Genomic DNA, 17,791 nt, shown 5'->3' with positions numbered 1-17,791 from the left:
GGTATTTGGGCACTATATATCCATAATTTGAGATGCTTTAGTAATGAAGATTATATTTTCGTCCTCACCACCTTCTTTCATTAAGTTGTTTTCCACGACATCAAGTACGTAAGTTCGCCCAAGAAGCTCTAAAGCTTCAAAGTGACAAGAGGAGAATATTGAAAAGTGAGCTTTAGATGCACCAATTAACGTCAGCGTATCTTGATATTCCTCTCTATCAATGACTTTAAAGTTGTCATTTTGCACTATGGTTGAAAGCTGAATGTGGTTTTGATGCTCTCGTGGATGAGGTCGATAAACAACGGTGTAGTCTGGGAACTGCTCTATTAGACCTGTGACGAATTCAGCAACGTCTGCATAGCAAATACCCTGTCCAGTAAAAATAAAGAACTTATCGTTACCCACTTGTTTGAATATCTGCTTTTTTACCTCTTCACAAACTTGTGGCAACGCACCTTCTACTTCGATCTTATCCTCTGGTACAAAATTGGCTTCACGCATTTTCATTTGCCAAAAACTTGAATAGATCTTCAGACGTGTAGGTAACATGCTGCTGCGCCATAACTCCACACCGGCATAATGATAAGAGGGATGGTAAGGTGCCAATAGGCCGTGTTGGTATTCAAGCGTCTTAATACCTAACTCATTAGCGGCGCTAACTATTGCAGGCTTAGTGTATGCTGACACGATTTCAACATTCTGAACTCCAAGCCATTTCAGCAATTTCTTATACGCCGCCTTCTTGCATTCGTAGTCCCGTAAAATGGCTTCTACTTGCTTCTGAGAGACACCATACTCTCGGATTAATAACTCAATGAACTCCTCAGAGAGGCTAGGAGTCCGAGAATACCAACCAAAACGTTTAATGAATAAAACGAGTAACTTTACGATAAGGTTTTCAAAGATCACTCCGCGCTTAAAGCATGTTAGGACTTTTGCACCTTCAAAATTTGAGCAGTGATATAGAATACATAGCTTTTGTTGCTTTTCTGCGGAAACGAATTCGTCGTATATCATGCCATCGTTTATCGATACTCGAGAAAATGCGCCAAAATAAGCCACTTTCTTCTTGCTAAACCTAGCCCTAAATAAGTTACAGAAGCTAACAATGAGAGAAAGCAGCAATGACACATATGACTTTGATTTAAACTCCATATCCTCTACCCCTTTAGACAGAGTAATATGGCGAGTCATTTGGTATTTGAGTAGAGGCCAAACCTCGGCTTCGCTGCTAAGGTTGTTTTCAAGAATATGTGTTTCTACGACTTTATGCATTTGCTCGCTTCCGACTATGAACAAAAATAGCGTTGTTCGAAGTCAATACCCCTAGTAAAAAGAAAAGCAATAATCCTATCATATTCCCCATAATGGGTACCATCGAGCCAATCCCAACAAGCATTAAAAATCCATTAATACGAATCAACCTAACATGGACAACCTGGTCAACATAACCATCTTTTTCAGCAAAAAAAGGCTGAAAAATAAACCACATGACAAATATAATACCAAGACCATACTCAGCAATCAGTGAGACAAAAAACAAGTCAAAAATAGGGCCTTCAATCTGGCTTCCATAACCGATAATGGCTTTATCGACTTTAAAGAAAGTATAAACATCGGTATACATTTTGGACATTACGGTTCCATATGTACCCGGCCCTGACCCAAATGGGAAGTTATACTCGAAGATCTCCATTGCATAATAAAAGATCTTATAACGAACATAGTTTTCGTTGAAGTTGGCTTGTATGGAATCGCCAAGAACAAGCCATAAACCAGCTAAAATAGCAGGAGTAATTGCAACAAGAGCAATCGTCCCAAGCAACCTGATCAGCCCTTTATTTTTGTACATTATGGTAATTCCATATGCAACTAAAAGGATTAGAAGCTCTTTCCTAGAAAATGTCAGAAATAATAAAAAAAATGCAAAAAAGAGTAGCAACCAGTAGAATTTAGGTTTGTAAATGAAATATCGTTTAGAGTCATTACTATATTTAAATGACAGTAACAAAATACTATATAATAGAAGAAATCCAGAGTACAAAACTCGAGACCCAAAAAAAGATCCCGGACTCACTCCCATAATGCCACGGCCATCTTTTGCTAATGAGTACAATAAGTTAGGAGCTAAATAATCAGAAACAACAAACAAAGAGGAAAACAATAAAATATACGTGAGTGCTTTCGTGAACTTAGCTAATAGCATTGGTCTATCTGCGTTTAAAGCATATGCCATAACAAAGAAAACAAATACAAACTTTAAAGTTAAAAATGTTTGTAGAATATTTATTATAGGTATTCCGTTTCGGAAAACCATGAAAGCCGAATACATAAACAGTATAAAAGATAGAAAAAGAAATCTTCGCTTAACTGGCTTATATATAATACAGATAAAGAATGCAACAATACAAATCAGTATATATATATGATTAAAATAAGCTAAAGCCCCTAAATTTATTATATTCTGCCGAGATATGAAAAATAAAATTATCGTCGCCAATAATAGATTTAGATAACCTTTAGATGTAAATATCATATTGATACCAAATAAAACCTAATTTTCTCTGGATGTAATATTACGACCAAAGCTGACCATTTAGCTGTTAAAATAACGACGACTTACACGCTTAGAGACGCCCGTAAGTAGTTCATAAGGGATAACTCCAGCACATTTCGCAATGTGCTCAATTGGTAGAGAATCACCCCATAAGGTCACTTCATCTCCCACTTTAACGTCGGAATCATTACCAATATCTACACTGATTAAGTCCATGGAAACCCGTCCAACTAGAGGATATTCAATCTCATTGATAAGTACTGGAGTTCCATTTTTTGCACTTCTCGGATAGCCATCCGCATACCCAATCCCAATCACCGCTAAATTTGTGTCCTTTTCAGAAACCCAAATACCGTCATAACCTACAGGCTCACCTTTGGAGTGGCGACGCACCGAGGTAACATAAGCTTTTAGAGATTGTGATGTGCGTAACCCAAGATCTGGACCAATTTTATCGCCCAAGGGAGAGAGGCCATAGAGTGAAAGACCAACTCTAACATGGCTTTGATCATTAAAGTAACCCTGTAAGAGTCCTGCAGAGTTTGTAATTGAGGTACTTACACTTAGAGTAGATGTGGTACTTTCAAAGGTATCTAACTGGAAAAGACTTCGCTCTGGATCATTGTCCGCAGAAGAGTAATGACTCAAAACTCCTTTTATCGTGATATTTGGCATAGATTTTAAAACTTCAAGAGTGCGATTGAGCTCATCATCATGTAACCCTAAACGATGCATACCGCTGTCAAACTTAATCCAACATTGTAACTCACAATCTATAGGAAGTTTTCTCAAAATGTAGAGTTGACTCTCGGAATGAACTACAACTACAAGTTCATGCTCAATGGCTTGCAGTAGATCATCGTATGTATTAACACCAGAGAAAACTAAAATATTTTTTTTTATACCAGACCTCTTCAAAGCGATACCTTCAGACAGGCGAGCAACCGCAAAAGTCTCAATAGAGTCAATAGTTTGACAAATTTCTAATGCGCCATGTCCATAAGCATCCGCTTTTATTACGCCAATAAGCTCACATTTATCATTTGTTTTTGCTCTTAGAACTTTCGCATTATGTTTAATCGATTCTAAATCAATTAATAGGTAAGGCTCAGCCACTCTTATTTACCTTCTTAAAATATCACTAGATGCGTATTTAGGTACACTACAATCGCTGCTGTCATGCATGCACTTACGAGAAAACCAATACTTTCTTTCAAAAGGTAGTGCTGTTTTACTTTAACATTAACTAGAGCATAAAGTATAAACGCAGCAAAAATACAGCTTAACAATGTTGACGTAGCGGAGCCTAAAATACCATACCTCAGTGTTAAAAAATAACTTAATGGAATATTTACTAACGTAGCAAATAGAAAACCAAACATTTTATATTTTGCTGTTGTCTCTTCTAGAGAAAGAACATTAGTATAAAGTATATACAACGTATTAAACAAAAAGCTTAAGCTAAGAACCACATATACATCATAACTAAACTCTATGTTATCACTATAAATCAGTTTAAAAATGAAGGGTAATACCACGATACAAGACAGAAAAACCAAATAGTTAGTTACCATGAGGCTCTTTGTGTTTTTTCTCATTTTTTCTAAAGAAACGTATCCATATTGTGAGTACAATTTCAACAACTTAGGCATATATGCTTTATTCATCGCAAGTATAACAATCTGAATTGCACCTGCTAGTAAAAATATAGACGTATAATTTGCTAGTTCTTGTACTGGTAATAGTGAAGTAATATATGCTTTATCCACCATAGAGTTGACGACAGAAAAAATACTAACCGGTAAAATTATTGTAGAGTATTTTACAATTCTAATATAAGACTTTTTATCAAAATAAAGCACTTCTTTAAAGAAGTCAGTTAACTTGAAAAACCTAGAGACAATAATAAATACAAATACTAGATTTAGAACTAGTATAGAGTTTAGGTATGCATCAGAGCTTTTGAAAACATATATCGATGTAAGACCAACAATAAACTTCATTGCAAAGTAAAAGATAAACCAGAAGAAATATTTGGTCTTATCAAAACTCAGACGACAAGATAGTAAATACAAGTTAACAAAATATTCAAAGAACACTATCAAGAACATTTTTGTCATTTGATACTTTAACGAAACTATATTGAATAAGAGATAATCATCAATAAATGATAATAATATAGTAACCAAAGTGAATCCAATAAACCCCGTACCTGCAACATGAATGCTATTTATAAACAATCTTTTTTTATTTTTTCCTAATTCTTGATTGTAGAAAATAGAATAAGCAGATTCACTTGAAAGGCTTACCATAGGAACTAAAGCGGTAAGTAAAGCTAAGAAAAGTGTTAATTTACCGTACTCTTGAATAGTCAACAAATGAGATGCTGAAGGCATTAACAAAAACTGCATGCCTTTTACTAAAATATCAGCCAGTAGATAGATTACTACTGGCTTCAATAATAGTAATTTAATACTATTAAAATTCATAACATTATATCTTTGACAAAATATTTTGCATTTTTAAGATATTTTGTTGAAGTGCTGGATGAACTCTATGATCTCCATAGTCGAAACTCAAACCTAATTCAGCTTGAATCGATTTAGTATCGCTATCTAACCGGGTCTTCAATTGTTTAAACTCACTAGATTTAACCCAATTTTCATAATTCATTACACCACTTCCCCTAATAACGAAGTTACCCATCGCTAATAGTTTTCTCGAAACCGTCGTTATTGGATTCGGTTTACCAGATAGGGTAGGTTTGAAGTCTTGACCTTGAATTACAGATAACTCTGGTAATCTCTTAGCAATAAACTCTTGGAATAATTGTCTATTGAGCAATTCATCTTCATTAAATTGCTGCACAGTATCTAAGAAGAATGGAGTGTAAATACTGTAAGAGTCTTTTTGGCCTAAAAAGCTTTCAAAAGCACCTTTGGCATTATTTCTTCCTAGACCAAAAATCGCATAGTTCATCAATTTTTCTGACTTAGAGAGTGTACCAAGGTCAGCGTAGAATGCTTCAATATCAGCAATGCATTCATCTAACTCTGTTTTTGTAAAGAAATCCCCGAAACCAGACATATTCAGTTTCGGTTTAAAATCTAAGGGTAAGCCAGTAAACGAGTTAATAGCTTTCTTTACTTTAGCCGCTTTAGGCTTTATACCAAGTAGAGATTGGTACAGCAAGGTATGATCTAGTAAGGGGTTTTGCTTGATTGAACTGTATAATGGCGATGCACCAATCAAAAAACCACTGGCACCAGTAATGAGCACATTTGATTTTAATTCACCAACATCAACAACTTTAAAGATTTGAGAGCCTATTTCAGGGGCAAGATTTGATTCCAAATCCAGTTGCTTGTTCAGTGGTATAGAATTATATTCTAATGTACGTCGCTCTAATCCAAAATGTTCTGCAATTTTATTTGCGCTGTTGAAATCATTAGATAGAAATACCTTTCTTGGCCTTTCCAGACCGATAGTAAAGCCTTCTATCTGCATTCCATTCTTTTTTGCGTAATAAGGGATTATACGAGAATCAAGTCCACCACTAATACCTACTGCAAAACTCGCTTCATTAGGGTTAAGTGCTTTAACTGTACCAAGTGCGTTGGTAAAGGTTTCATCAATTAAATCAAGCTTATCATCATATGAGAGCTGGTTATCAAGATAACTAAACTGCCAGTATCTTTCAGATAATACAGATTCTTTTTCCAATTCTATTGTTAGAGTTGTAGCTGCAGGTACGGTCTTTACACCTTTGATAAGCGTCCGTTCATTTAAACCTGTGAAGAATACTATTTGTTGCTTTATTGCGGTTACGTCAAGATCACTTATGCCAAATGATAAAGCAGTTTTTATCTCCCAGAAATCATCTGAAATTGTAAGTAGACCTTTACATATATGGTAAAATATATTTTGTTTACCCGGACGATCAGAGACAATTTTCACTTTTCCGGTGGTAGGGTCTAGAACAACAATAGTAAAGTTTCCAATTAATCTTGCCAAATAACTTCTGTTGTTATCAAGTATAGCCTTAATGACTTCGGCTTCATCTTCCAAATATAAGCTACCAAATACTTGATAATAAAACACTTTATTATTAAACTGAATTTCTTTTGTTAAACCAGTCTGTGAAGTTTTGTTTATTTTTATTAGCATTTAAATTTCCAACTAATCAACCACGAACAACCTTATAGTTGATTCTATTCCCATGTATTAATTTAAATTATCCATATGCTCGAGCAGAACTTCTGCGATATGAAAATCCACAATAGTATCTATATCGACTGATCTTTCAACGGGCATATTATACGCTTTTACTTTATCAGAGTAGAAGATCCCGTTATTTTCAACAAAGCTATCTACTTTAAAAGCATAAATAGATCCATTTAGACGATAATAATCAGGTAAGTCCTGTGAACGTTTACCAATTACAGATTCAGGAAAAAAATTCCCCATAGTCATGTCATCTGGAAGCGTGTTTGCCCACAGTGGACTATGCTCACACGGACACACGGACACAACTCCTTCGGTCTTTTCGTCAAATGACTCAAGTAAAATATCAATATCCTCAGCTTTTCTCAGAGGTGAGGTTGGTTGCAGTAATACAACATAATCAAAGCTTTCATCGATATGTTCAAGAGCATGTAGAATCACTCCATTAGAGCTAGCAGTATCACCAGAGAGTTCTTGCGGTCGCAAAAAAGGCACATCACCACCGTATAGTTGTGCAATGTTTGCAATATCTTCGCAATCGGTGCTGATAATAACGCGATCTATATACTTAGATGTTTTAGCAGCCTCTATCGACCATGCGATTAATGGTTTGTCACCTAGTTGTCTTATATTTTTTCCCGGTAACCGCTTACTTCCTCCCCTTGCAGGGATGACAGCAATCACTTTCTTGCAACCTAACATTACTCTAACCCCAGAGATAGTATATCCATTTGCGCACGGTTGAAGTCGTCCATACGACCAATATCAAGCCAATACTCATGTATTGGGAACATAAGTACTTTTTGGCGATCTTTCATATGTTGCTCAAGCAACGTAGGCATATCTATTTTTTGATTTTTTTCTACTGATTGAATCACTCGGGGAGATACAACATAAATACCTGCGTTAACAAAAAAGCGCTGAATCGGTTTTTCGACCATACTAGTGATTTGGTTGCCTTCGCCATTAATCACTCCATATGGAATCTGATAGTCGTATTCTCGCACGCACATTGTCGCATCTGCGTCATTCTCCAAATGGAAGTTCAGCAGGCGTTGAAAGTCTACTTTGGTCAACACATCCCCGTTGATCATAATCAATGGCAAATCTCTTGGCATGTCCTCGGGCAGTAAACCAAGCGCACCACCAGTACCAAGCGGTGTATCTTCGTGGACATATGAGATACTGACACCTAAGTCACTACCATCACCAAAATGTTGGTGAATTTGCTCAGGCATATAGTGCGTTGAGATGTAAAAGTTGCTAAAACCAGCTTTTATAAAGCTCTTGATTACCGTCTCTAAAATAGGTTTATCACCTACTTTTAGCATTGGCTTAGGGCAATTATCCGTCAGCGGTCGTAGGCGAGTACCAAACCCACCAGCCATAATAAATACAGGGTTTTGATATTTGTCCTTACTCAGAGCACTGTGGAGGGTTTCCAAACCGACGACTTTCTTGTCTTGATCGAGTAATGGAACCGATAGAATTTGCTTTTTTTCCATTAACTCTACGAGGTGTTCTTTTGTTGCTCCCAGCTCTGCGGTTGTAGGCTTAGAGTTCATCACCTTGACAACGGAGTCGGTTAACACCAGATCATTTAATAAGCCACGTCGAATATCACCATCGGTAATCATGCCTAGAAGCTTTTGCTCTTGATCAACAACCACAGCAACACGCAATGCTTCGCTATTGATGATTTCTAATGCATGCTTGATTGTACTTGACTCAGATATCAGCGTTTTTTGCCAACAATGACTCATATCCTACCTTTTGTTTTCTAAGAATTTGTTTTAATTACTGCTCTAGCAGGGTATGCAATGGTATTTTCTTCTAAGGACTGAGTGAGGCCAGCACCGGCACCCACGATAGCACCACTGCCAATAGATATCCCTTGGATAACTGTTGAACCAGCTCCAACATAGACATTTTCTTTTGTCTCTACTTGACCACACAACGTTGCTTTAGGAGCGATATGGTTATAAGCACCTATTTTACAATCATGCTCAACCAGAGCACCTGTATTAATTATACTATGGCTACCCACTGTTGCCCCAGTCTGAACAATCGCCATAGGTAAAATCTGAGCACCAGTTTCGATTTTAGAGAAAGGTGAAACGAATGCACTGTCAGCGATGACCGTCTCAAATTGATATCCTAATGAAAGAAAATACTCATTAATTTTTTTCTTAAAGCCAGATTTGGGCATCATCCCAATGCCGTTGACCAAAAGAATCTTGTCCTTGTCAAACCTCAGAATATCTTCGTCCTTTTCAAGTATAGTGATTCCTTTAAATACAAAACGTTGACTGACATCTTCTGGGCTTATCACGGCAAGAATATCTCTCCCTTGAGTAAGTAATATTTCGGCAAGAACGGAGGCATGACCGCCTCCACCAATCATTACAATAGGAAGACTAGGCCCATCACTCAATGATCAACTCTCCAGCTTTATATCCTTGTCTTGCCTTACTACCAATCAGTTCCCAATATCTGTAAGGGGACAAACCCGTGCCCGGGCGTTTAATCGTAAGGTTAGATTCTGTTAATTCTTCACCCTTTTCAATATCTGTTGCTGCAACCAAGCTTTTTCTTACGACTGCCTTATTTTTAATTTCAGAGACTGTAGGCGTTTTTACGTTTGAACCAAGAGCAGTTTCAACTTGACGAATTGCAGCTACCATTGCACTAAGTTCTTGTGGCTCAAGGGACGCTTTGTGGTCTGGACCCTCCATACCTTTGTCCAAAGTGAAATGCTTCTCGATTAGGCAAGCACCACGAGCGACAGCGGCAATAGGTATTGTAATTCCCTCACTGTGGTCGGAATAACCTGCAGATAACTCAAATGCCTTACCAAGGGTATCCATTGCTTTTAGGTTGATTTCTTCCATTGGTGCTGGGTATTCCGTTGTGCAGTGTAGAATCGTCACTTTTTCTTTTAACGCTTTTTGGCCCGCTTCTGACGCATAAGCTTTTTGAAACTCTACAATTGAAGGCTCAACGTTTTCTCCTGCAGTAAAGCCGAAAGCAATTACTCCCAGAGCAATTTCAATTTCAGAAAGTGTTGCCATCCCTGTTGATACAATAAGATCACAACCAGTACGGGCATGAGCCAATACAAGAGGAGCGTTCGTTAACTCACCGGAAGGCAATTTCAAGCGCGTTAAACCGAGATCATTGACTAAGAAATCTAAACTTTCTAAATCGAAAGCTGTTGATAGAAACTCAATACCAAGGGACTCGCAGTATTTTACAAGCTCGTGATGAACTTCATACGAAAGTTCAAGGCGACTGAGCATTGACAGTTGAGACTCTCGCTTCTGAGTGTTTACAACTTGGTAATCCGCTTGCCTAGCGTCTTCAGTCACCAAGTTTTTTGCTTTAAAAGTCTGAAACTTAACAATGTCCGCACCGGCTTTATGTGCTGCTGTTACTAAATCAAAAGCGAGGTCTTCTTGACCATTATGATTTACACCGGCCTCGGCAATAATGAGTGTCATAAAATTTCCTTAATTAACATGAAAGCCTCTGCCGCCTCAGAGTTACATTGAACACCTCGAACTCTAGCTAAAGCTTCAAGTGCGATTCTAGAGCGAGGAAATGGGAAGTCATGGACCTCTGATTCAAAAATTTCCAATATTTCGAGCTTTCGACTAATGTGGTCAGTAATATCAAAATAGACTGTAGGCCTGAAACCACCGTCTTCAGGTTTCATACCAAAATCTGTTTCAGACATTGTTTCGTAGGCCATTACTTTCTTCACGAAAGGATAACGAAATGATTTTGTCGCAGACATCACCGCATCAAATACAATTTCATGATCACTGTGTGCATCATTACGATAAACGGTAAACACGAGCGATGGCTTTACTTTGCCTACAATCGCGCTGATTGGGGCTATGATATCACCTTTTGGTAGCGTTTCGAGGCTTGCTGGAGGGAGGCCAAGCTCATACGTAGCTGCAAAACCGTAGGCCATTGCTACCTTTTCTATTTCTGATTTTCTAGTTCTTATCTGCGCTTTTGAAAAACCAGTGCTTTCAGTCATTCCCGTAACGAGCAACCAGTGAACTTGATACCCTTGCTCCACCAATTTTAAAATTGTCCCACCACATCCCAATGTTTCATCATCTGCATGCGGCGCCACAATAAGTGCTGTCTTCATTATAAATAATCCCCTACGGAAATATTATTCTTCTCTAAATCTAGAAGCCAAATTGCACCACTTTCCGCAGTTTTAACCAATAAATCATCCCCTTTCTTACACAGAACTTTTCCTGGTTCAATGTTTGCAGAAAAACTATCCGGCGATACATGACTTCTCTGAACAACTATATATTGGTCATTTAAGATAAACTCAGCGCCTGGGTATGGTGGGGCAAGCGCCCTAATTAAGTTATGGATAGACCTCGCTGTCATGCGAAAATCTATAGTTCCATCACGGCGGCTCCTCTTGCGCCAGTAGGTCGCTTTACTTTCATCCTGCTTAATAAAAGTAGCGCTTCCACTAACTAAGTTGTTTGCTAAATTAACCAATTGATGTTGAGACACTTCAAGAATTTTTGCATATAGACTGGTAGCGTTATCTGATTCAGAGATAGGAATTAGCAATTGACTAGCAATTGGGCCCGAATCAGCACCCTCATCCATGAGAAAAAAGGTAGATGCCGTTTCTTCTAGCCCTAAAGCAAGCGCCCAAATAACAGGGTGTCGACCGCGGTTATTTGGTAAATGAGCGGGATGAAAACCAATCACACCTTGCTTAGGAAGAGCAAGCATTTTTTGATCTAACAAATAGCTCCAACCAATGCAAAACACAATATCGAGCTCAAATGACTCCAAAAAACTCACTGAGGCAGTGCGTTCCTTTGGGTTCTCGAAGTGAAAAGGGATACCATTGAGCTCACATAGATCAGTCAAGTCGCAAAAGTCAGCATTTACGGCTGATTTCTCTCTCGTGACTACAGCTGATACTGTTAACCCTTTTACACTCAAGAGTGCTTGAAGTGCGACCCGACTTGACTCAACACATCCAATAAAACCTGCTCGCATTTTGCCCCTACTTGATATCAAAAAAGGATTTAAACACTAAACCTTCCAACTTCGTGTTTTGAATAATATTAAGGATTGTTTCTGAGCTATCTCCCTTTCCATAAGGATTATGGGAATTTAAGCACTTTTGTTTAAACTCTGGGCTAAGAGCTACATTTATAGCATTTAGAATAGAGCTTTTATCGCCTTCACAACTTATCACAGTGTCTCCGGTCATTCGACCTTTCTGTCGATTACCAATATTGACCGTTGGCACCTTGAATGTCGGAACCTCAATCAAGCCACTAGAAGAATTACCAATAACAAGATCAGAGTATTTTAGTGCACTCAAGTACCTTAACTGTCCAAGAGACTGAATAAGTAATACTCTACCTTGCAACTCTTTCGCAAAATCATCTAAAAGAGGGATTAATGCCCTGCCATGTGTATCTGCATTTGGGTAAGTAACTAAGAATTTATGATCTGGGAATTGGCGTAATGTAGTAAGTAACTGCTTTAAATCTTCGACGGCGCCATCACGACTCAATGTCACTGGATGGTAGGTCACTACCATGTATGGTGCATCTGTAACATCAAAATCAATCGACTTTGAAAGCTCTTCCCGAGATAAAAGCTTCAATGCTTTTATACTATCAATACCAGGTGCACCAACATTAAACACATGCTCAGGATTCTCACCAAGCTGAATCACTCGCTGTCTATATTCTTCAGTCGCTGTAAAATGCAAATGAGACATCTTGCTAATTGAGTGACGAACTGCCTCATCAATAAGGCCCTCGGTAGTCTCCCCACCATGAATATGAGCAATAGGTATCTGTGCAACCATCGCTGCTTGACATATTGCCATCGACTCAAATCGGTCCCCGAGCACCACTAACAAATCGGGTTTGCTTCTTTCCAGTGCATCAGCTGCACCTATCAACGCCAGCCCCATTGACTTCGCGATTCCAACTGGGGTATCCGACGACAATAAAAACTCTAATTTCTCTGCAACTGGAAAACCGTCTGACCTAATTTGTTCAATCGTTTTTCCGAATTCAGGCGAAAGGTGCATACCTCCAACATAAAGTTGAAGCTCAGCGCTAGGAGACTCATGAAGACCTTTAATAATCCAGTACAAAAGCCCATATTCAGCACGAGTCCCCGTGAATACAGCGATTCTTTTCATTTTACTTAACCTCAATTGGGGTGCTCGGAAGATTGATTAGGTGTGCCTCAATAAACTCTGAGTAAGTTAGGTCACCACGTATTGCATTCTCAAACATAGGCAATCTATGCATAAGCTGCCAAATTGGCCGAGTCATCACTCCAGAATCATTTGTGACACTGAGGATCTCTTCGCGGCTTTCTTTATCCGAGCAAATGATCGCATTTAACCAATAGTTTGACTGCGCATATTCAGGTTCAGTGACAAACTTGATGTCTGAACCTTTAAAAAAGTCATTGTAACCTTCAGCAAGCACTCTCTTTTGCTTTAGGTACTGCTCGATAACTTCCATCTGAGCACACCCTAGAGCTGCATTCAGGTTTGGCATACGATAGTTGAAACCAGGTTCATCATGGAAGAATTCATACGGATGAGGAACTTTTGCTGTCGTCGTGACATGCTTAGTACGCGCACCTAATTCTTGAGTCTTACATAACACCATGCCACCACCGCCTGTGGTGATGATCTTGTTGCCATTGAAGCTGACAGCACCAAAATCACCAATAGTACCGGTGTGTTTTCCCTTATAGAACGAGCCTAGGCTTTCTGCGGCATCTTCAACCAACGTGATGTTCCATTTCAAGCAAACGGCAACCAGTTCATCAAGCTCTACAGGGTGACCAAACGTGTGCATTGGTACAACGGCTTTGATTCTTCTACCTGTTTTTTTATGGATACACCCCGCGTCTGTGACTTCAGCATTCTCTTCTAAAAATGCATCCACAGCCTTAGGGCACAACCCTAAACTCACTGGAGATACATCCAGAAAAATAGGCTCAGCCCCCATATGATAAAGAGCATTGCAGGTTGCAACAAAAGTCAAAGCTTGCGTGACGACCAAGTCGCCTCTTTGAACATCAGCCATGTACAATGCAGCATGCAATGCTGCTGTGCCATTCACTGTCGCTACAGCTTTAGCCGTACCAGTGTAAGCTTCAATTTTTCTCTCAAAATCATCAACAAATTTACCGACGCTAGAAACAAATGTACTTTCAATCGTTTCCATTACGTACGCTTTTTCGTTGCCATCGAACGTCGGTGCATGTAAGGGAATAAATTCGTCTGTTTTGTAAGTATCTCTCACAAATTCAACAATAGATGTCGCTTTCATTGAATGCTCCACTTACATCTTGCTATCGAGGTATTTACCCGTTTCTTTGTGCCCAAAATCAGGGATCATGGTAAAGAACAGTTTCACAATCTGTTCTTTAGTCCAAGCTCGCTCACCTTTCATCTCAGAGATGCTGCTTTCAAACAAAGTAAGAAGCTCTTGCTCATAAAGAGGTTCATTTTTGATGATGCCCAGATTTTCGAATCGAGACATATCCAGCTCTTCTTTATCTGTAAAAAACTCTTCGAAGTCTTTTTCACCTGTAGTATCACTTGAAGTAAATAAACATGGCCACTTGCCTTGCTCTGGCAGCGTATGTGCAAGTTGGCGTGCTTCTTCTTCTGTCTCACATAGGTGAGGTTCAAAACCAAGTTGCTCTAGGTATTTCACCGCAATATCTGCAAACGAAATAAGATGCAGAGCTTCGCTCAGTTTCGGGAAGAAAATGTCACGGTTTTCACCAAAGATACAAGACATTAAGCATAGTTCACCCGACTCTTGAGGAGTAACAAAATAACGCTTGATGTCGTTTGGTGCTACGATAGGTTGACGCTTTTGGATACGTTGGTTAAATCCGTGTAGCAGCGAGCCATCAGAGAATGCCACATTTGCAAAGCGAGCAGTTGAGATCGTCATTTGCTCACTTTTACGCATCAAGAACATCTCCATAATTCGCTTTGACGCTCCCATCATATTAACTGGGTTTGCTGCTTTATCTGTTGAAACACAGAAGTATTTTTTCGAGCCCGCATCAATAGACTGCTGAATGGTTTTATCTGTATTAAAGACGTTTACATCAATCATACGCATCAATGTATAAGGATCTTTTTCACTTCTAACATGCTTGAGCGCAGATAAGTTCAATACATAGTCAAACTTACCATCGGCTTTTATGAATGCGTCGTACTCTAGAGAACCAATATCCAAAGCAAATGTCTGGAAATCACCATCAATGTAACCAAATGAGCTACGGATATCTCGAACAAGCTCTACCATGTTGTTTTCACTAATATCGACAACATGCAACTTCTTAGGATTACGCTTGAAGATTTCTTTAGTTACAGCTTGGCCAATGGAACCTGCACCACCAAGAACAAGAAAACTGGACTCAGAAACAATGCGTGAGAGTTCTACTTCATGGTTTTCAATATCTTGTGTGAATAAGGCTTCGGTACGGCCGATTAAAGGCAAAATAGCGTTCATTACCAAACCCCCTTGGTATCTACTAAGTATGGTGAGTTTAGTGACTCAGCTTTAAATTCTTTATGGTCAACGAGCATTACATGAATATCAGCTGTCGACTTTGCAAAGTCAAAACTCTGAAGTTCAACCTGCTCTAATGAATTCGGTAATTGATGGATATTAGGTTCAACTGCAATTACATTCCCAGTGTGGGAAGAAGCAATTTCTTTTACAATCTGCATTGCTGGGCTTTCACGTAAATCATCAATATCAGGTTTAAACGCTAAGCCATAGCATGCGATTGTAATATCTTTAGCGGTTTTATCAGAGTTCTGTTGCAAAAAATCTGCAATAGCCATTTTAGTTTTACTCACAACCCAGCCGGGTTTGCTGTCATTCACTTTTCTTGCTGTATGAATAATTTGAGCTTCTACTGGCGTTTTTGAAACGATAAACCATGGGTCAACTGCAATGCAATGCCCACCTACACCTGGTCCTGGTTGAAGGATGTTCACACGAGGATGACGGTTTGCTAGCTCAATCAGCTCCCAAACATTAATTTCTAACTTGTCACAGATAACTGAAAGCTCATTTGCAAATGCAATTTGGACATCACGAGAGCTGTTTTCTGTCAGTTTCGCCATTTCTGCAGTTCGGGCATTGGTAACAACACATTCCCCCTGAACAAATGTCTTGTATAACTCCACCGAACGTTGTGAACATTTAGGAGTAAGACCACCAATAACACGATCGTTTTCCACTAATTCACGTACAACATGTCCAGGTAAAACACGCTCTGGGCAGTGTGCAATATTGATATCTGCCTGTTCTCCATGAGTTTGTGGAAAAGTAAGATCTGGGCGTGCCCGAAATAGCCAGTCAGCCATCTGCTCTGTAGCACCAACTGGAGAAGTTGACTCTAAAATTACTAGGTCACCCTTTTTCAAGACTGGCGCAATCGCGTTACTGGCGGCTTCGATGTAAGAAAGGTCTGGTGCAGGTATTTCATTATCTTTACAAGGAAGAAAAGGGGTTGGTACTGCAATAAGAAACGCATCAGCGGCTTCTGGAGTATTCACCGCTTTTAGATAGCCTTCTTTTACCGCCGCATTTACGATCATATCAAGCTCAGGCTCTACTATATGAATTTTACCTTGATTGATAGTGTCGACAGCATGTTGGTTAACATCTACACCAATTACTTTTTTCTTACGTGATGCAAACATCGCTGCAGTTGGTAGGCCAATGTAACCTAGGCCTACAACCGAAACTGTTTCAAAAGACATATATACTTCTCGTTAAATTAAATTATTTTGCTAGAACATCTAGAATTCGTTGACATGCTTTTCCATCCCCATAAGGGTTATGTGCAAAGCTCATTTCTTTGTATGCTTGTTCATCTTGCAGCAAAGTTGTCAAACCTGTAACGATTCTATCTACATTAGTGCCAACCAACTTAACCGTTCCAGCTTCCACAGCCTCTGGACGTTCAGTGGTATCCCTCATAACTAGTACTGGTTTCCCTAAAGAAGGGGCCTCTTCCTGGATACCACCAGAGTCCGTCAATATAATATGCGCCTTATTCATCAGATAAATAAATGGCAAGTATTGTTGAGGCTCGATCAAATGCACATTGTTGATGCCCGCAAGAATTCGATTAACGGGTTCTCGTACATTCGGGTTCAAATGCATTGGATAAACAATTTGAGCTTCTGGATGTTTTTGTGCTGTCAAAGCTAGAGCCTCACAAATACGCTCAAAGCCGCCACCAAAACTCTCTCTTCTGTGACCTGTAACGAGTACTAACTTTTTATTTTCACAAAGGAATGGGAATTGCTCCGATAACTGCTGCTGAAGAGACTTATCATGATCAATTTTATCTTTAATTATAAATAGTGCATCGATAACCGTATTCCCCGTAACAGAGATATTCTTTTCATCGAAATTCTCTTGTAACAAGTTGTTTTGGGACGTGTCTGTTGGTGCAAAGTGATATTGGGTTAGTGTACCCGTCAGCTTTCTGTTTGCTTCCTCAGGCCAAGGCGAGTAAATGTTACCAGTTCTCAGACCTGCCTCTACATGACCAACTGGAACTTGCTCATAATATGCTGCAAGACTCGCTGCAAATGTAGTTGCAGTATCACCATGAACTAAAACAACATCGGGTTTAAACTCTTGTAATACTGGTTTTAATTCTAACAAGATTCGTGCGGTCACATCGTTTAAAGATTGCCCTGCTCTCATTAAATCTAAGTCATAGTCTGGCTTAATATCAAATAGTTCAAGCACTTGATCTAGCATCTCTCGATGTTGAGCTGTAACACAACACTTTGCTTCAAATCGTTCATCATTAGCTAAAGCATGTACCAATGGGGCCATCTTTATTGCTTCAGGTCGGGTACCAAATACCGTGAGTACTCTTTTCTTTGTCATCATTACTGGCCTAATGAAAGTCTTA

At 39.0% G+C, this 17,791-nt stretch carries 16 protein-coding genes; all 16 read right to left on the bottom strand.

Annotated features, from left to right (window positions below; all coding sequences use genetic code 11):
• Window positions 1-12: 12 nt before the first annotated feature.
• The 16 genes from NB463_RS06050 to wecB all read right to left on the bottom strand — a co-directional run bounded on the left by NB463_RS06050 (window position 13) and on the right by wecB (window position 17,766).
• Window positions 13-1,275: a hypothetical protein gene (locus tag NB463_RS06050; RefSeq protein WP_258431521.1), complete on the bottom strand. Its 1,263-nt coding sequence runs from the start codon at window positions 1,273-1,275 to the stop codon at window positions 13-15.
• Window positions 1,268-1,852 carry a hypothetical protein gene (locus NB463_RS06045; protein WP_248381489.1) on the bottom strand — a complete coding sequence of 195 codons (585 nt, stop codon included), beginning with the start codon at window positions 1,850-1,852 and terminating at the stop codon, window positions 1,268-1,270. Before NB463_RS06045 ends, NB463_RS06050 begins: the two co-directional genes overlap by 8 nt.
• Window positions 1,853-2,596: 744 nt before the next feature.
• On the bottom strand, window positions 2,597-3,673 hold the full coding sequence (alr, locus tag NB463_RS06040; RefSeq protein ID WP_258430605.1) for an alanine racemase: 1,077 nt from the start codon (window positions 3,671-3,673) through the stop codon (window positions 2,597-2,599).
• 14 nt (window positions 3,674-3,687) lie between these two features.
• A complete protein-coding gene (locus tag NB463_RS06035; RefSeq protein ID WP_258515971.1) occupies window positions 3,688-5,046 on the bottom strand; it encodes a lipopolysaccharide biosynthesis protein in 1,359 nt (452 codons plus the stop codon).
• Between the two features lie 4 nt (window positions 5,047-5,050).
• The gene (locus NB463_RS06030) at window positions 5,051-6,724 is read right to left on the bottom strand and encodes an asparagine synthase-related protein (RefSeq protein ID WP_258430385.1); all 1,674 of its coding nucleotides are present in this window, start codon (window positions 6,722-6,724) and stop codon (window positions 5,051-5,053) included.
• 57 nt (window positions 6,725-6,781) lie between these two features.
• Window positions 6,782-7,483: an acylneuraminate cytidylyltransferase family protein gene (locus NB463_RS06025; protein WP_176318953.1), complete on the bottom strand. Its 702-nt coding sequence runs from the start codon at window positions 7,481-7,483 to the stop codon at window positions 6,782-6,784.
• Entirely contained in the window at window positions 7,483-8,544 is a 1,062-nt protein-coding gene (locus NB463_RS06020) for a nucleotidyltransferase family protein (protein ID WP_053809507.1), read from the bottom strand. Before NB463_RS06020 ends, NB463_RS06025 begins: the two co-directional genes overlap by 1 nt.
• A gap of 17 nt (window positions 8,545-8,561) precedes the next feature.
• Entirely contained in the window at window positions 8,562-9,215 is a 654-nt protein-coding gene (locus NB463_RS06015) for an acetyltransferase (protein WP_257082674.1), read from the bottom strand.
• Window positions 9,208-10,281 (bottom strand): N-acetylneuraminate synthase, encoded by a 1,074-nt coding sequence (neuB, locus tag NB463_RS06010; protein ID WP_257082673.1) that lies wholly within the window; start codon window positions 10,279-10,281, stop codon window positions 9,208-9,210. The genes NB463_RS06015 and neuB overlap by 8 nt, the downstream gene beginning before the upstream one ends.
• A complete protein-coding gene (locus NB463_RS06005; protein WP_053809510.1) occupies window positions 10,278-10,946 on the bottom strand; it encodes a PIG-L deacetylase family protein in 669 nt (222 codons plus the stop codon). Before NB463_RS06005 ends, neuB begins: the two co-directional genes overlap by 4 nt.
• Window positions 10,946-11,833 carry a methionyl-tRNA formyltransferase gene (locus tag NB463_RS06000; protein WP_176318952.1) on the bottom strand — a complete coding sequence of 296 codons (888 nt, stop codon included), beginning with the start codon at window positions 11,831-11,833 and terminating at the stop codon, window positions 10,946-10,948. The genes NB463_RS06005 and NB463_RS06000 overlap by 1 nt, the downstream gene beginning before the upstream one ends.
• A gap of 7 nt (window positions 11,834-11,840) precedes the next feature.
• A complete protein-coding gene (gene neuC / locus NB463_RS05995; protein WP_053809512.1) occupies window positions 11,841-13,001 on the bottom strand; it encodes a UDP-N-acetylglucosamine 2-epimerase in 1,161 nt (386 codons plus the stop codon).
• A gap of 1 nt (window position 13,002) precedes the next feature.
• Window positions 13,003-14,151: a LegC family aminotransferase gene (locus NB463_RS05990; protein ID WP_258430387.1), complete on the bottom strand. Its 1,149-nt coding sequence runs from the start codon at window positions 14,149-14,151 to the stop codon at window positions 13,003-13,005.
• Window positions 14,152-14,163: 12 nt separating this feature from the next.
• Window positions 14,164-15,354 carry a UDP-N-acetylglucosamine 4,6-dehydratase gene (locus NB463_RS05985; protein ID WP_053809514.1) on the bottom strand — a complete coding sequence of 397 codons (1,191 nt, stop codon included), beginning with the start codon at window positions 15,352-15,354 and terminating at the stop codon, window positions 14,164-14,166.
• Window positions 15,354-16,619 carry a UDP-N-acetyl-D-mannosamine dehydrogenase gene (gene wecC, locus NB463_RS05980; protein WP_257082672.1) on the bottom strand — a complete coding sequence of 422 codons (1,266 nt, stop codon included), beginning with the start codon at window positions 16,617-16,619 and terminating at the stop codon, window positions 15,354-15,356. The genes NB463_RS05985 and wecC overlap by 1 nt, the downstream gene beginning before the upstream one ends.
• Window positions 16,620-16,641: 22 nt before the next feature.
• The gene (gene wecB, locus NB463_RS05975) at window positions 16,642-17,766 is read right to left on the bottom strand and encodes a non-hydrolyzing UDP-N-acetylglucosamine 2-epimerase (RefSeq protein ID WP_053809516.1); all 1,125 of its coding nucleotides are present in this window, start codon (window positions 17,764-17,766) and stop codon (window positions 16,642-16,644) included.
• Window positions 17,767-17,791 lie beyond the last annotated feature (25 nt).

The sequence above is a fragment of the Vibrio sp. RM-41-2B genome, assembly GCF_024744415.1.
Taxonomy (GTDB): Bacteria; Pseudomonadota; Gammaproteobacteria; order Enterobacterales; family Vibrionaceae; genus Vibrio; species Vibrio diabolicus.
The sequence above is the reverse complement of the archived record's forward strand: the minus strand, read 5'-3'. Positions and strand labels throughout refer to the sequence as shown.

Bases quoted from the DNA above. Each gene is read 5' to 3' on its own strand.
- neuC (WP_053809512.1), bottom strand. From the start codon at position 13,001: ATGAAAAGAATCGCTGTATTCACGGGGACTCGTGCTGAATATGGGCTT.
- NB463_RS06030 (WP_258430385.1), bottom strand. From the start codon at position 6,724: ATGCTAATAAAAATAAACAAAACTTCACAGACTGGTTTAACAAAAGAA.
- neuB (WP_257082673.1), bottom strand. From the start codon at position 10,281: ATGACACTCATTATTGCCGAGGCCGGTGTAAATCATAATGGTCAAGAA.
- NB463_RS06035 (WP_258515971.1), bottom strand. From the start codon at position 5,046: ATGAATTTTAATAGTATTAAATTACTATTATTGAAGCCAGTAGTAATC.
- NB463_RS06000 (WP_176318952.1), bottom strand. From the start codon at position 11,833: ATGCGAGCAGGTTTTATTGGATGTGTTGAGTCAAGTCGGGTCGCACTT.
- wecC (WP_257082672.1), bottom strand. From the start codon at position 16,619: ATGTCTTTTGAAACAGTTTCGGTTGTAGGCCTAGGTTACATTGGCCTA.
- NB463_RS06025 (WP_176318953.1), bottom strand. From the start codon at position 7,483: ATGTTAGGTTGCAAGAAAGTGATTGCTGTCATCCCTGCAAGGGGAGGA.
- NB463_RS05990 (WP_258430387.1), bottom strand. From the start codon at position 14,151: ATGAAAGCGACATCTATTGTTGAATTTGTGAGAGATACTTACAAAACA.
- wecB (WP_053809516.1), bottom strand. From the start codon at position 17,766: ATGACAAAGAAAAGAGTACTCACGGTATTTGGTACCCGACCTGAAGCA.
- NB463_RS06045 (WP_248381489.1), bottom strand. From the start codon at position 1,852: ATGTACAAAAATAAAGGGCTGATCAGGTTGCTTGGGACGATTGCTCTT.
- NB463_RS06020 (WP_053809507.1), bottom strand. From the start codon at position 8,544: ATGAGTCATTGTTGGCAAAAAACGCTGATATCTGAGTCAAGTACAATC.
- NB463_RS06050 (WP_258431521.1), bottom strand. From the start codon at position 1,275: ATGCATAAAGTCGTAGAAACACATATTCTTGAAAACAACCTTAGCAGC.
- NB463_RS05985 (WP_053809514.1), bottom strand. From the start codon at position 15,354: ATGAACGCTATTTTGCCTTTAATCGGCCGTACCGAAGCCTTATTCACA.
- NB463_RS06005 (WP_053809510.1), bottom strand. From the start codon at position 10,946: ATGAAGACAGCACTTATTGTGGCGCCGCATGCAGATGATGAAACATTG.